This window comes from uncultured Muribaculum sp., from assembly GCF_910583865.1.
GTDB lineage: Bacteria > Bacteroidota > Bacteroidia > Bacteroidales > Muribaculaceae > Muribaculum.
The window spans coordinates 14,902-29,397 of sequence record NZ_CAJTYX010000005.1; the positions used below are offsets into that span (position 1 = coordinate 14,902).

Consider the following 14,496-nt stretch of genomic DNA (forward strand, 5'->3'; position numbering starts at 1 on the left):
CAGCAATTTTCACGTTGCCGATACCACGGAGAGCCGAACCGGTTAGAAATCAATGCATAGCAATCCCTATATTTTTTATCGTTACAGCCATCTGACAATCTTTTTAATATCCGGTTAGGTAATCCGGACGCATAGCGCGCATTATCAGATGAAAGAACAATCATCATGCACAAGCCATACATGACATCCATGATCGCCGCCATGGCTGCAAATATCGCCATGGCAGCCTCCGCCCCACAATTGCACCTCCTATCACCGGGAGGCATCAACGGAATATCCTTCCGTCTCGCAGAAGATAAGGTGGCAGAAGAAGCAGGACTGCGCTACGACGTGACCTACAAAGGACGTCCGGTAGTTACAGACTCTCGCGCAGGGCTCGACCTCGACAACCGTGTCTGGGAGATGGCTCTCGGCATGCGATCACTGCCGCAGTACGACTGTTGGATGGAGGCATTCACGGTCGATTCGGTAAGTCCTGTCACATCCAACTCGGGGGAATGGACACCACTCTACGGCGAGCGCTCCAAGGTTGCCGACAACTATAACGCCGCCACAATCTATCTCTCGAAAAAAGACAACAGCGACTACCGCCTCAATGTCGAGGCACGCGCCTACGACGAAGGAGTGGCGTTCCGCTACTTCCTTCCCGAACATCCGAAAGCGGTGTTCCACAAAGTCACCGCCGACCTTACCGAATATACCTTCCCGGAGGGAGTGATGGCATGGAGCGAACAGTGGGCACAGGCCCCGTTCGAACGGCTCGCTATCGACAGCATCGCCCATCCGGTAGAAAGGGCGCTGACAATAGAATACCCTGATGGTTACTGGGCAGCCATCACCGACGCGGATGTAGACGACTGGTGTCTGACCAAGCTCGACCGCAATCCGCGACGCGCCAACACTCTGTCATCGGTGATGTACTCCCCCGTAGACGTGGTCACCTACTATGCCACTCCTTGGAAAGTGATCATCACGGCAGACACCCCCGGCGGTTTGCTTGAGAACAACGACATAATCCTCAACCTCAATCCGCCATGCGAGATAGCCGACGCCGCGCAATGGGTGAGGCCAGGGACTATAATGCGAGAGACCACCATCTCGACCGAGGGAGCCATCGCCACGATCGACTTCTGTGCCGAACACAATATACCTTACATGCTCTTCGACTGGAAATGGTATGAACCGTGTACATCCCACGACGGCGACGCCCGCATTGTCGTCGACAAGCTCGACATGCCGCGCGTAGTAGCCTACGGAAAGGAAAAAGGCGTGGGGATATGGGTATATGTCAATCAGCATGCCCTCCAGAAACAGATGCGCGAGATTTTCCCGATGCTCCACCGATGGGGCATAGTAGGCGTGAAGTCGGGATTCGTGCAATACGCATCCCACCGTTGGGCCACATGGCTTCACGATATGGTACGCCTTGCCGCCGAAAACCATCTCCTCATCAACATACATGACGAATTCCGGCCGTCCGGTTTCTCACGCACATATCCCAACCTGCTCACGCAGGAGGGCATACACGGCAATGAAGAATGGCCCGACGCCACCCATAATGTGACACTACCCTTCACCCGCATGATCAACGGAGCCGCCGACTACACCATATGCTACTACGACCGCCGACTGCGCAACACCCACGCCCATCAGCTTGCAGCGTCGCTCGTGATGTACTCGCCGCTTCAGACCATATTATGGTACGACACCCCGTCGCGCTCCCACGGCGAGCCGGAGCTGGCATGGTTCGAAGGGTTAAAAACAGTGTGGGACGAGTCGCACGTGCTCGACGGTTATCCCGGAAAAGGGATAACGATGGCACGCCGCAACGGCGATGAATGGTGGATAGGCGCCATGACCAACAACGACGGCGACACTCGCAGCATAGACCTTTCATTCCTCGAACCGGACACTAAATACGTGGCCGAGACATACACCGACGACCCCACAGTCGACACGGCTACAAAGGTAAGATGCGGAAAATGGCTCGTCAGCGCATCCGACAAAATGCAGTTCAATCTCTCTCCACGAGGTGGAGCGGCAATCCATCTACGCCCCGCGCTTCCGTCCGATGCAAAAAAGACAAAGAAATATAACGGGAAAACTCTTTGATCACCATAACCTATGAAACCTACAATATTTCTCACCGCAACAGCATCGATCCTCTCGGCAATGGCCTTATCGATGGGATGCGCATCCGTATCACACGAAGTAAACGTCGACACCGACCTCGAATATTGCAACACACAGATAATGCGCACGCTTTCTTCCCTGCGCACCGACTCGGGCACCATCGACTACTCCATGATTCCACGCAACATAGCCGACTCTGCTTCCACATGGGAGTGTCGCAACGTATGCCCCGAAGAGTGGTGCGACGGATTCTGGCCCGGCGTACTGTGGTATAACTACGAGAACACCGGCGACACCCTCCTTCGCCGGGAGGCCCTGCGCTTCACGGAGTCCCTGAAATCCATAGTCTACTCGCCCGTGTACGACCACGATCTCGGTTTCCTCATATTCTGCAGCTACGGCAACGCATATCGCCTCACCGCCGACAAAGCGTGCAAGCAAGTCATACTCGATGCCGCCGACTCCCTCGCCACGCTCTACAATCCGCGCGTAGGCACGCTCCTGTCATGGCCGCGCAATGTCGGTATGTTCGGAGGCCACAACACCATCATGGACAACATGATAAACCTTGAAATGCTATTCTGGGCCTCGAAAAACGGCGGACGTAAAGAGCTGTACGACATAGCGTTCAAACATGCCGAAACTACCATGAACAATCATTTCCGACCCGACGGGTCATGCTACCATGTAGCCGTGTACGATCCAGAGTCGGGAGAATTCATCCGCGGATGCAACCATCAGGGATATGATGACGACAGCATGTGGGCGCGCGGACAGGCCTGGGCCATCTACGGCTACACCATGGTCTACCGCGAGACACGCGACCCGCGCTTCCTGGCATTCGCGCAGAAAGTGACCGACGTGTACCTGTCATCCCTCCCTGCCGACGGCATCCCCTACTGGGACTTCCGCGATCCGGGCATACCGGAAGTACCACGCGACGCCTCTGCGGCATGTGTCGTGGCGTCGGCCCTTATCGAGCTTAGCGACTATGTCGATGCCTCCACGTCGCGCCGCTATCTCGACGCATCGAAAAAGATGCTCGCAACACTCGCGTCCGAACACTACCGTTGCGGCGATGCGAAGCCGGCATTCCTGAGCCACAGTGTAGGCAATATGCCAGCCAACTCCGAAATCGACGCCTCGATCATATATGCCGACTACTACTACATCGAAGCGCTCACACGCCTGCGCAACCATCAGGCATAGCCACTATATCACATGAAAAAGGCATTGATTACATCGCTGTTGACGGTGGTCGCCGTCATGGCCGCGACAGCCTCATCCGTTACGTTCGACTACGTGTCGGGCATCGAAGGACAACGCGCATGCCTGCGCCTACCCAATGGCGACAAAGAGGTAAAGGCCCTGCTCTATTGCCATCAGAACATGACGGAAGAAGTGCTGTTCCGCTCCGAACGCTTCACGGCGGCGATGGACACGCTCGGAGTGGCTATGGCATTCATACAGCAAGGCTCACAGGACTGGGATGTAAAGAAAGGCTGCCAGGAGCGGTTCGAAACTATTGTCACTGATTTCGCCCGCGCCACCGACCACCCCGAATTGGCCGAGGCTCCCGTGATTCCGTTCGGACACTCGGCACAGGCCACCTTCCCGTGGAACTTCGCTGCATGGAATCCCGAACGCACGCTATGCATAATATCGTTTCACGGCGATGCTCCGCGCACCAATCTTTGTGGCTACGGAAGAGAGAACATCGAATGGGGACGCACGCGCAACATCGACCGCATACCCGGACTGATGGTTGAAGGTGAATACGAATGGTGGGAAGCCCGCGTGCGTCCGGCCCTCGCATTCCGCATGATGTACCCCGAAAGCCGCATATCTTTTCTTTGCGACGCAGGCAAGGGACATTTCGATCTCTGTGAGGAAACGCAGGACTATATCGCCCGCTTCATAGCAAAATCGTTGGCCGACCCGCGCCCGGAAGGTGGATGCCACTACCCGAGATGGTCGGAGGACGGGACTGAGAGCACCGATCCGCACGACATGTTCTGGTATCACGATGAAGAGATGGTGGCCTTGACCCGTGCCCGCTATGAGGAGTCGCGCGGCAAGGAGATGCAATACCTGTCCGCACGCGTAAACGGTGACACCATACATTACAACGCCGACAGCCACATAAAACTGAACGCGACAATCGATCCGGATGCCGAATTTACTGTCGAACCGATTTTCGTCGATGAGACACGCGCCACGGAATGCGACGCGCACGCTCGGGTAAGGCCACGTGTGGTGATAGTGTCGGGACCGGTCATACGCACAGGGGACTACACGTTCCGCTACGATCCGGAATATTTCGGAGCAGATCCCAAGCGCCTGTGGAGCGGCATCACCCTCAGCATAGAAGCCGATGGCGACTCCACTTACAAATCGGCGGTACAGGAACTGAACCTGCGGTTGCAGAGAAATCCTCGCTAATCTCCGATATACGATATACACACAGGGGGCGGCATGAATGCCGCCCCCTGTGTGTATATCGTATATGAACTATTTTTCAAGGAAATTCCTTATTTCTTCTCCTCGACAACCGGGCGCTTGAAGCCATCCTTCTGGCAACGCTTGGTCATGTTGTCGATGCGCGCCTGGGTCTCGGGATGGGAAGAAAACATCTTGGTCACATACGACGACTTGCCGCCATTCTCGCCCTCCATCTTTTGGAACTTCTCGAACGCCATCACCATGCCCCAGGGATTCTTCCCTTTGGCCACAAGAAAATCATAGCCGCAGTTGTCAGCCTCATTCTCCTGCTTCTGAGAGAACTTGGCATTGACAAGCGAAGAACCGAGATCCCCGAGCTGCGACTCTGTAAGCGCCGCCGCCTTGCCGCCGGTCGAGGCTATGCCGTCCTTCAGCGCGTCGGTGAGAAGCTGGGTGCGGAAAGCGTTCTTGGAATGGTGCTTCATGACATGTCCAATCTCATGGCCTATGATGCCGAGCAGCTCATCGTCGCCCATTATGTCCATCAGCGAGGAGAACACGCGCACACTGCCGTCGGGGCAAGCGAACGCATTGACGTCAATCACGTCATATACCTTGAAATTCAAAGGAATCCCATCGGCGTCGGTTATGCCGTCGGTAAGTTTCTTCAGACGGATGGTATAGGGATTGTCATCGGGGAGCACGGGATTGTTCTTGTCCATCCAGTCGACGGACTCCTTAACGTAGGCTGCCATCTGCTCATCGGTGAGCGTAGCTGCCTGTACGGCCTTCGCCGCACCACCTAATGCTTTCTTAAAATTGAACTGAGCCGTTGCAGGCATCATGGTAGCCATGCACACAAAAGATAATAAAATTCTGATTGCCGTTCTTTTCATCTCAAAAAAGTTTTAATTTTGTAGCAAAGATACGAATAAGTCGAGAGAAAAGTACAAGCTCGCTTGTACTTTTCCGAGCGTGAGTATCTAAGACTTAGTCAAAGATACGGATAAGTCGAGTGCAAAAGCAAATTTATTTGGGGTTTGCCGGGCGAAAGTATCCAATTTCATTCATCCATGCATCATGAGCAAACACAAGACACGCAACTTCATCAGATATACCCTTATCGCGCTGCTCGTGCTCCTTACGATGGCATCCTACGGCGCATCGATGGGATTCTACGGCATGACGGTGATCAATCCATGGATTCCCGGCGTGGCATCGCTTATAATAGCGCTGCTTATAGGCAGCCGCATATGGCGTTTATGGCAATTCATCACCGGAAGCGACAATATGTGGATCAATCTTTTCATCCATACCGTTGTCATCACCGGCGTTGTGATGGGAGCGTTCTATACGTGCAATTATCTTTTTGCCGACGATTCTTCGCTGCATAAAGAGACGGCTGTGGTTGAGCGCCGATATAAAGAGACACGCCACCGCTCCAAACGCGTCGGACGCCGGACCTACACACGCGGAGAACCCTATAACGTCTACTTCATAGAAGTACGCATATTGAGTACAGGCGCATTGAAATCGCTCTCGGCAAAGCAGAGTCAATACTCGCGCATACATAAGGGCGACACCCTCCGACTCGACACCGAGACCGGCCTCTTCGGCTTCCCTGTGATACTGCGCAAAGCCCCCAACATCGAAATCCCGCCCTCCGACCACCGCTTCCCCTCACCGCACCGACACCTCGAACCCCGCAGATAACTTCCACTAAAACCAGCGGTGGATCGATTTATTGAGAGTAGTGCATAATTTTTTCACGGATTTTTCATGAAAGAATGTTTGGATAAACGGGGGAAAAGCGCTACCTTTGCACCGCTTTTTAGCATCCCCGTGTGATGGGAAATTAGAAAGCTTCTAATTTTGAGTAACACAATTAATTCCAACAAAATGAAAACTTACAACCTTGCTGCACAGCCCCGCACCGACCTCGGCAAGAAGGCTGCCAAGACCCTCCGCGCAGAGGGCCTCATTCCCGTCGTCCTCAACGGCGGCGAAATCGTCACCCTCCCCTACACCACCGCCCTCAAGCCCGGTGAAAAGCTCGTGGAGATCGGCAACGGCAAAGGCATCATCACGACCGACCTCGTGGTAAAGACCGACGACGTGCGCAAGCTCCTCTATACCCCCGACGTGTTCGCTATCGAACTCGACCTCAACGGCGAGAAGCGCAACGCAGTGCTCCGCGAAGTGCAGTTCCACCCCGTAAAAGACACCGTGCTCCACATCGACCTCCTCGAAGTCAACGAAAATAAGCCCGTAGTGGTAGAAGTCCCCGTCAAGCTCGAAGGCCATGCAGAAGGTGTGAAGGCCGGTGGTAAGCTCCAGCTCTCCATGAAGAAGCTGAAGGTGAAGGCTCCCTACACCCAGATTCCCGAACGCGTAGTCATCAACATCGACCACCTCGGCCTCGGCAAGACCCTCCAGGTAGGCGACCTCCACTACGAGGGCCTCGAACTGGTCAACGCCAAGAACGCCGTAGTCTGCGCCGTACAGCTCACCCGCGCCGCACGTGGCGCCGCTGCCAAGGCATAATCATCAGATAACTGCCAATGAAATACCTGATTGTAGGGCTGGGCAACATCGGCGACGAATACCGTGGAACCCGCCACAACATAGGATTTATGATATTGGATGCCTTTGCCGAGGCATCCAATATTTCTTTTACCACCGACCGCTACGGCGACGTGGCCCACATGCGCCTGAAAAACAAGTTACTCACGCTGGTCAAGCCCTCGACCTACATGAACCTGTCGGGCAATGCCGTGCGCTACTGGAAAGAGAAGGAAGGCGTAGACAACAACCATATCCTCGTGCTTGTCGACGACATCGCCCTGCCGTTCGGCGCCATACGCCTCAAGCCGTCAGGCTCCGACGCAGGCCACAACGGGCTTAAGAACATCGCCCAGATGCTCGGCACCGCCGCATATCCGCGCCTGCGCTTCGGCATAGGCAACGACTTCCCGCGCGGATGCCAGATAGACTACGTGCTCGGACGGTTCACGCCCGCACAGCAAGAAGAACTACCCGCACGGATAGCCGTGGCGTGCGATGCCATCAAGGCATTCTGCCTCAGTGGCATACAGTTTGCCATGTGCAACTTCAACAACAACAATCCCACCACCGCCAAACCCGCCGACGACCATGCCACTGACAGAGGAACGAATTGACAAATGGATGTGGGCCGTGCGCATATTCAAGACACGCACCATCGCGACCGACGCCTGCAAGAAGGGGCGAGTGCTCATGGATGGAGTCACCGTGAAGCCCTCGCGCACCATAAAAGCAGGCGACGTAATCAATGTGCGCAAACCGCCGGTCACCTATTCATTCCGCGTGAAATCGCTTACCGCCAACCGCCTGGGAGCAAAACTCGTGCCTGACTACATGGAAAATGTCACGCCACAGTCGGAGCTCGACCTGCTCGAAGTGGTCAAAATAAGCGGATTCATCGACAGGCGCAAAGGCCTCGGACGCCCCACCAAACGCGAGGGGCGCGAGTTGTCGCGCTTCAAGGAGGAGGCAATGGACGACGGATGGGACTTCGATTTCGACTTCGACACCGACGACTAATAGCCCATGACCATCACTCTCCCTTTGCTCGCCGACCGTTTCAACCGATTCAACGCCCTGATATTCGGAGAGCGCCTACCACGGATTCCGCTGAGGATAAGCAATGCCGCCACGCGTGCCGGAAGCTTCTCCCACCGCACACTCCGATCCGCGCGCGGTGAAGTAGTGCATCGCCGCGCCATCTCCATCAGCCGGGCATTCGACCTCGACCCGGACGCCCTCGAAGATGTTGTCATACACGAGATGATCCACTATTGGATTGACCTCTACGGTCCTAAAGAGCAACCGCACGGTCCGGCATTCCGCGCGATGATGGCTGAAATCAATCGTACACACCACCGCCACATCACCGTCACCGTAGCCGCAACACCAAAGAGCGCCTCAAAAATCCACATAGTCTGCGTGGCCATACTCTCCGACGGACGCACAGGCATAGTGCTCCCGGCACGCTCACGCCTTATGCAGATGTATCGCGACATACCGCGCCTGTTCAATACAAGCGGTTGCCGATGGTATGCCACCACCCATCCTTACTTCTCCCGTTTTCCGAAAGCTATAAGGCCAAAACTGTATCTCCCCGAACCCGTGGCTTTGGATTCGGCCATTTCCGACGCTCGCGAAATCGACCTTTCATCGGGAAAGGTGCGTTATTTGACAAAATCCCTGTCATAAAAGTGGCGTGCCGTTTTTGAAAAATGGTGTGAAGTGATTAACTTTGCGTAGTGATATCGATAATCGAGCATATTGAATATCTTGTGCTCCGGCATGACTGCGTGGTCATTCCGGGTCTTGGTGCGCTCATAGCACACCATACCCCCGCATATTTCGACGCGGAGCTGGGATGCATGTTCCCCCCGCGACGCTCGATGACGTTCAATCCCGAACTGACCCACAACGACGGACTGTTGGTGAACTCGGTGGCACGCCGCCATATGCTCACTTACGACCAGGCGGTCCAAGTGGTGATGGACTGCGTCAATGCCATGCGCTACCAGTTGCGCCAGGAAGGGGAGACCGGTATCGGACATCTCGGTGTGCTGTCGCTTTCCGAGGAGGGAGTCCCGTCATTCGAGCCTTTTGAAAGCGCTTCGATAGCGCCTCGCTATCTCGGCCTATGCGCTGTCAAGGCTGTACCGCTGAGCCTAAGGCAGCAGGTCCAAAACCCTGTAGCCGAAACAACGCAGCCCGACCCTGCGGCCATCACAGAGACGCATGCCTCTGTCAAGCGGAACATAATGCAGGTGGCAGCCGCTATGGCAGCCCTCGTGATGCTCGGCCTCATGCTCTCGACTCCTATCATCGACAACAGAGCCATACGCGCCTCCATGGCCCCAGCCATAGAGCACGTAACACAAACCGATGACACCATCATGGATGGCATCTCCACTCACGAGCTTGTAGAGACCGCGAGCAACATATCGCTCATAATCGCAGCCCCCGACTCATTGAAAGGCTCGGCGTATGCATCAGCGCGCATATCCTCGCCTGCCGAAAACGAGCGTGCAACGGAGACAATGCGTTGTGACGCCTCCGACCCATATTTCCTGGTAGTAGCCTCGCTCCCTTCAGCCTACAAGGCATCGGAATACATAGCCGAACATCCCTACGGAAGCGAGATGCACCTGCTCGAATGCGACGGGCGTTACCGCATCTATGTCGCCACCGGAAAAACTTTTGCCGCCGCGCAACGCCCCATGCTCCGCGAAGGATTCTCCGAAAGATATCCACAGGCCTGGGTATGCCGTCCGTAAAACATTTACGGCATACGTTTTAAGGCAGATCATACCTATTCCTGTCAAACAGAACATACACTTTACCCATATAAGATGACATCATTTCATGACCTCATAACCAATCGACGTAGCATACGCCGCTACACCGACGAAGAGATTTCCGCAGAAGATGTAAAGACAATCATGGAAGCCGCCCTGATGGCTCCCACGAGCAAAAGCAGCCGTCCATGGCAGTTCGTAATCGTGGAGGATTCAGCCCGGCTCGAAGCCTTAAGCAAATGCAAGGAAGCCGGAGCGATGCCTATCGCCAAGGCTCCGCTGGCCATAGTGGTGGCCGTCGATGTGGAAGCAAGCGACCCGTGGATAGAGGATGCCTCCATTGCGGCGACCTACATACAGCTTCAGGCCCAGGACCTCGGGCTCGGCTCGTGCTGGATACAGATACGCGGACGCTACACCGACAACGACCTCGAATCGGAGACTTACGTGCAGAACGTGCTCGACATGCCCGACACAATCCTGCCGGTAGCCATCATCACGATAGGACATCCTGCCGAGGAGAAGAAACCGCAGAATCTCGAGAAGCTGCTCTGGGAGAAAGTCCATATCAACGAATGGAAGGAACGCTAAGGCCCGATGCGGCATGCGCACCCGGGCGCATAGTCATGCTCGGGTCGGGCAACGTGGCCACACACCTGGCCAAGGCATTAGGGCCAAGGTTGGTACAAGTATGGTCGCGCAACTACGACAACGCGCGATCACTTGCCGAGGCTACAGGTGCCGAGGCTATCGAGAATCTCGACGACATAGCCACCGATGCCGACCTGTATATATTGTCGGTAAGCGACGATGCCATAGCGCCACTTGCCTCCCGCCTGAAAGGACGGCACGGGGTATGGGCGCACACCTCCGGCTCAATCGCAGCCGACGCGCTCGACGGCGTAGGAGACGCACATGGTGTGTTCTACCCTTTGCAGACATTCTCGCGCAACGTCGATGTCGACATGTCGCAGGTACCGTTGTTTGTCGAGGCTACCACCCCCGAGGCAACAATAATGCTCGAAAACACGGCGGCAATCTTCACAAACCATATCTACCGGGCCGACTCCGAACGTCGACGCAAACTGCATATCGCAGCGGTGTTCGCATGTAATTTCGCCAACTATATGTGGCTGAAAGCCGACAGCCTGCTGGCCGAAGAAGGACTCGACATACGTGTGTTCGCACCGTTGATCGAAGCGACCTTGACCAAGGCGATGACCACAGGTCCGGAAGCCGGGCAGACAGGCCCTGCGCGACGCGGCGACCGCTCCGTTATTGCATCCCACGAGGCAATGCTCGGCGATGACGACCGCGAGATATACTCGATGCTCTCATCATCAATCTTAAAACATTTCCACCAGTGAGCAAAATAGACTACGACCTGCGACTCATCCGCGGCATCGCCTTCGATGTCGACGGCGTTTTGTCGCCATCATGCATACCCCTCGGGGCCGACGGAATGCCGCAACGAATGGTCAACATAAAGGACGGCTACGCCATACAGCTCGCCGTAAAATGCGGCTACCATATCGCGATAATCACCGGCGGAGACTCACAGGCAATCCACGACCGTTTCAGCGGCCTTGGAGTCAAGGACATATACATGAAAGCCGGCGTGAAGATAAAAGTGCTCCATGACTGGATGTCACTGCACGGACTGCGCCCGGAAGAAGTGGCCTATGCCGGCGACGACATTCCCGACTATGAAGTGATGAAGCATGTAGGCCTTCCGGTAGCACCGCGCGACGCAGCCTGCGAGATCAAAGAGGCGGCACGCTACATATCCCCATATGACGGAGGACAGGGCGTGGGCCGCGACCTGCTCGAAGAGGTCATGCGTGCACAAGGCCACTGGATGAACGACGCCAAGGCCTTCGGATGGTGAGACCGGTATGCACATATTTACACGAATTTTCATATTAACCAATTTACAACCAAACATTCCCTTAAAATGAGACTAAGGAAAACTATTATCTCGACTGCACTCGTCACTGCCGTCTGCACCACCGCTCCGACAGCCGCAAAGGCCGATGACGGATTCGACCTTTCATCGCAGCGCTCCGAGGTGCAGCACCTCAATCCCGTACCGGGGAAGAAAATCGACCATCACGGTCTTGTAATCAATCCCACTCCCCACAAGATCGACATCGACCGTTCCGCCACATATGCCCTGCCGTCGACTAAGAAGGTAAAGGACGTGAAGAAGAAATTCGATGACGCCATTTCGCGCACAGTGCCAGGAGGCATCGACCTCGTAATCGACTTCGGAGAAAAAGCGGCGAAGAAGCAAGGAGTGGAGCAACGCCCGGAAGCCTACAAGCTCACCGTCGACAAGAACGGAGTGACCATCACAGGCTATGACGAAGCCGGGGCATTCTATGGATTGCAGACATTGCGCCAGATTCTCGCCTCCGACATCGCGGCCTCAGACACCATCCCATACATGACCATCAACGATTGGCCGTCGCTGTCACGCCGAGGTGTAATCGAAGGGTTCTACGGCGAGCCGTGGAGCCATGAGGTGCGTCTGTCGCTAATCGACTATTACGGCAAGAACAAACTCAACACCTACTTCTTCGGGCCTAAGGACGACCCCTACCACAGCACTCCCCACTGGCGCCAGCCTTATCCGGAGGCAGAAGCAAAGAAAATCAAGGAACTCGTGGAGGCCTCCAACCGCAACCATGTCGATTTCGTCTGGGCCATACATCCCGGAGGCGACATCCGCTGGAACGAGGCCGACTACGACAGCCTTGTCAACAAACTCGACATGATGTATGACCTCGGCGTGCGCGCGTTCGCCCTCTTCTTCGACGACATCGACGGTGAAGGCCGTAATCCGGTAAAGCAGGTCGACCTGTTCAACCGCCTCCACCGGGAGTTCGTAAAGAAGAAGGGCGATGTGAGCAACCTCGTCGTATGCCCCACCGACTACTCCCGCCTCTGGGCCAAGACAGACTCCGCAGGCGCGCTCGCAACGTATGGACGCTCGCTCGACAAGTCGATCGAGGTGTTCTACACCGGCGATGTCGTGTGCAGCGACCTTACGCACGAAACCATGGATTTCTTCAACGGGCTTATAAAGCGTCCGGGATTCTGGTGGTGGAACTACCCCGTGTCGGACTACTGCCGCAACTACATCCTGCAAGGCCCGGTCTACGGACTTGACACGACGATTACCGAGAACGACGTGGTAGGCTTCGGCTCTAATCCCATGGAACATGGCGAGGCATCCAAACTGGCGCTTTACGGAGTGGCCGACTACACATGGAACACCCCCGCCTACAACGCCATCGACAACTGGGAGCGCGCGCTCGTCGATCTCGCGCCCGAAGTCAGCGATGCATATCGCACTTTCGCCATACATTCAGCCGACACCGAGACAGGCTACCGCCGCGACGAATCGTGGGAAACCCATACATTCACTGTCGACGAGTACACCCCCGAAAAGAGCGCGGCTCTCCTGGCCGAATTCAAGAAGATTTCGGATGTGCCCTCTATAATGGAGTCGAAGTGCGACAACGCCCTGCTCATGAAAGAGCTGAAGCCCTGGCTCACAGAGTTCGGGAAGCTCGGCAAGCGCGGAATAGAAGCTATCGGCCTTATCGACCTGTATCGCGCTGGCAACGACTCCCTCTTCTGGGCCGGGTATGTCGACGCCATCATGACTCCGGAGGAGCGCAAGGCCTACGAGGCACACAAGTCAGGCTCATTGAAGCTGCAGCCGTTTATCGAGGATGCGCTCGACGACATGGCAATGGGATTCTACCATAAACTCTCGGGCAACGTCCCGGACATGTACATCCCCACCGGAACCTACCCTACCCTTTCTACACGCCAGGCTCGGCTGATGCTGGACTGCGACACCACCAACCACTACACGTCAGGCGAAGCCCAGAAGGCCGGCGACTGGATAGGTCTCGACCTCGGAGCATTGCGCAAAGTCAACGAGATCATCGTGTACCAAGGCCGCAACTCGACTTCCGACTGCGACTTTTTCGACAACGTGGTCCTTCAGGCATCCCCCGACGGTAAGGAGTGGATCGATCTCACCGCACCGTTGAAGGACACCTACGACATCATCTGGACGGACAATGATGGCGTGGACGCCCGCTACGTCCGCATCAAGCGTCTCGACTCTGACCGTACAAACTGGACTACCGTGCGTGAGTTCTACGTCAACCCCATGACAGCCGAACGCCTGCCATATAATGCCGAGGCTTCCGACAAGACATCGATGTTCAACGCATTCGACCGCAATCCGACCACCATTGCAACGCTATCCGGCACCTGGAGCATTACACCCGGCAAGGATGCACGCTCCCTGGTAGTCCTGAGCGACGGCAACGGCAAGATTACCGTGACCCAGACCGATGCAAAGGACAATACAACGGCTACAGACACCGTCGCCACACCATGGCGCAATGTCACCCTCGCTCCCGCCACGGAGAAAGTGACACTATCATCTCCGCATGCCGGCATCTACGAGATAATCGTCAAATGACACCCCATAAACCACCACAACAGGGTGAATAAACCTGTGAATAAACCACCACAGGGTGAG

General features: G+C 55.6%; 14 protein-coding genes. 13 read left to right on the plus strand and 1 reads right to left on the minus strand.

The annotated features are described in order from the left end of the window. The first annotated feature begins 180 nt into the window (after positions 1 to 180). Genes QZ303_RS02015 through QZ303_RS02025 form a run of 3 tightly spaced genes read left to right on the plus strand, consistent with a single transcriptional unit; the run spans position 181 to position 4,575 of the window. Positions 181 to 2,112, plus strand: a complete 1,932-nt coding sequence (locus QZ303_RS02015; RefSeq protein WP_295728503.1) for a glycoside hydrolase family 97 protein — start codon at positions 181 to 183, stop codon at positions 2,110 to 2,112. A 60-nt stretch (positions 2,113 to 2,172) separates the two neighbouring features. Beyond that, complete coding sequence (locus tag QZ303_RS02020; protein ID WP_295728506.1) at positions 2,173 to 3,342, plus strand: glycoside hydrolase family 88 protein; 1,170 nt, start codon at positions 2,173 to 2,175, stop codon at positions 3,340 to 3,342. Positions 3,343 to 3,354: 12 nt separating this feature from the next. Next, positions 3,355 to 4,575, plus strand: a complete 1,221-nt coding sequence (locus tag QZ303_RS02025; protein ID WP_295728363.1) for a hypothetical protein — start codon at positions 3,355 to 3,357, stop codon at positions 4,573 to 4,575. Positions 4,576 to 4,664: 89 nt separating this feature from the next. On the opposite strand, the gene QZ303_RS02030 is transcribed toward QZ303_RS02025, so the two are convergent. Next, the gene (locus QZ303_RS02030) at positions 4,665 to 5,471 is read right to left on the minus strand and encodes a M48 family metallopeptidase (protein WP_295728366.1); all 807 of its coding nucleotides are present in this window, start codon (positions 5,469 to 5,471) and stop codon (positions 4,665 to 4,667) included. Between the two features lie 184 nt (positions 5,472 to 5,655). Here QZ303_RS02030 and QZ303_RS02035 point away from each other — a divergent pair, with 184 nt between their 5' ends. From QZ303_RS02035 to QZ303_RS02080, 10 genes are all read left to right on the plus strand, one after another. After that, positions 5,656 to 6,288, plus strand: a complete 633-nt coding sequence (locus QZ303_RS02035) for a hypothetical protein (RefSeq protein WP_295728369.1) — start codon at positions 5,656 to 5,658, stop codon at positions 6,286 to 6,288. A gap of 186 nt (positions 6,289 to 6,474) precedes the next feature. Then, the gene (locus QZ303_RS02040; protein WP_295728371.1) at positions 6,475 to 7,119 is read left to right on the plus strand and encodes a 50S ribosomal protein L25; all 645 of its coding nucleotides are present in this window, start codon (positions 6,475 to 6,477) and stop codon (positions 7,117 to 7,119) included. 17 nt (positions 7,120 to 7,136) lie between these two features. Then, the gene (pth, locus tag QZ303_RS02045; protein WP_295728375.1) at positions 7,137 to 7,754 is read left to right on the plus strand and encodes an aminoacyl-tRNA hydrolase; all 618 of its coding nucleotides are present in this window, start codon (positions 7,137 to 7,139) and stop codon (positions 7,752 to 7,754) included. After that, positions 7,735 to 8,157, plus strand: coding sequence for an RNA-binding S4 domain-containing protein (locus tag QZ303_RS02050; RefSeq protein WP_295728509.1), 423 nt, complete (start codon positions 7,735 to 7,737; stop codon positions 8,155 to 8,157). Before pth ends, QZ303_RS02050 begins: the two co-directional genes overlap by 20 nt. Positions 8,158 to 8,163: 6 nt before the next feature. Next, positions 8,164 to 8,829: a SprT-like domain-containing protein gene (locus QZ303_RS02055; RefSeq protein ID WP_295728377.1), complete on the plus strand. Its 666-nt coding sequence runs from the start codon at positions 8,164 to 8,166 to the stop codon at positions 8,827 to 8,829. A 50-nt stretch (positions 8,830 to 8,879) separates the two neighbouring features. Then, a complete protein-coding gene (locus QZ303_RS02060) occupies positions 8,880 to 9,908 on the plus strand; it encodes a hypothetical protein (RefSeq protein ID WP_295728379.1) in 1,029 nt (342 codons plus the stop codon). Between the two features lie 75 nt (positions 9,909 to 9,983). Beyond that, positions 9,984 to 10,520: a nitroreductase family protein gene (locus tag QZ303_RS02065; protein WP_295728382.1), complete on the plus strand. Its 537-nt coding sequence runs from the start codon at positions 9,984 to 9,986 to the stop codon at positions 10,518 to 10,520. Beyond that, entirely contained in the window at positions 10,505 to 11,296 is a 792-nt protein-coding gene (locus tag QZ303_RS02070; protein ID WP_295728384.1) for a DUF2520 domain-containing protein, read from the plus strand. The genes QZ303_RS02065 and QZ303_RS02070 overlap by 16 nt, the downstream gene beginning before the upstream one ends. Beyond that, a complete protein-coding gene (locus QZ303_RS02075; RefSeq protein WP_295728386.1) occupies positions 11,293 to 11,817 on the plus strand; it encodes an HAD family hydrolase in 525 nt (174 codons plus the stop codon). The genes QZ303_RS02070 and QZ303_RS02075 overlap by 4 nt, the downstream gene beginning before the upstream one ends. Before the next feature lie 66 nt (positions 11,818 to 11,883). Further along, on the plus strand, positions 11,884 to 14,436 hold the full coding sequence (locus QZ303_RS02080) for a beta-N-acetylglucosaminidase domain-containing protein (protein WP_295728388.1): 2,553 nt from the start codon (positions 11,884 to 11,886) through the stop codon (positions 14,434 to 14,436). Positions 14,437 to 14,496: the final 60 nt, after the last annotated feature.

Coding starts and splice junctions, on each gene's coding strand:
- QZ303_RS02040 (WP_295728371.1), top strand. CDS start 6,475: ATGAAAACTTACAACCTTGCTGCACAGCCCCGCACCGACCTCGGCAAG.
- QZ303_RS02065 (WP_295728382.1), top strand. CDS start 9,984: ATGACATCATTTCATGACCTCATAACCAATCGACGTAGCATACGCCGC.
- QZ303_RS02020 (WP_295728506.1), top strand. CDS start 2,173: ATGGCCTTATCGATGGGATGCGCATCCGTATCACACGAAGTAAACGTC.
- QZ303_RS02055 (WP_295728377.1), top strand. CDS start 8,164: ATGACCATCACTCTCCCTTTGCTCGCCGACCGTTTCAACCGATTCAAC.
- QZ303_RS02025 (WP_295728363.1), top strand. CDS start 3,355: ATGAAAAAGGCATTGATTACATCGCTGTTGACGGTGGTCGCCGTCATG.
- QZ303_RS02035 (WP_295728369.1), top strand. CDS start 5,656: ATGAGCAAACACAAGACACGCAACTTCATCAGATATACCCTTATCGCG.
- pth (WP_295728375.1), top strand. CDS start 7,137: ATGAAATACCTGATTGTAGGGCTGGGCAACATCGGCGACGAATACCGT.
- QZ303_RS02030 (WP_295728366.1), bottom strand. CDS start 5,471: ATGAAAAGAACGGCAATCAGAATTTTATTATCTTTTGTGTGCATGGCT.
- QZ303_RS02015 (WP_295728503.1), top strand. CDS start 181: ATGACATCCATGATCGCCGCCATGGCTGCAAATATCGCCATGGCAGCC.
- QZ303_RS02070 (WP_295728384.1), top strand. CDS start 10,505: ATGGAAGGAACGCTAAGGCCCGATGCGGCATGCGCACCCGGGCGCATA.
- QZ303_RS02080 (WP_295728388.1), top strand. CDS start 11,884: ATGAGACTAAGGAAAACTATTATCTCGACTGCACTCGTCACTGCCGTC.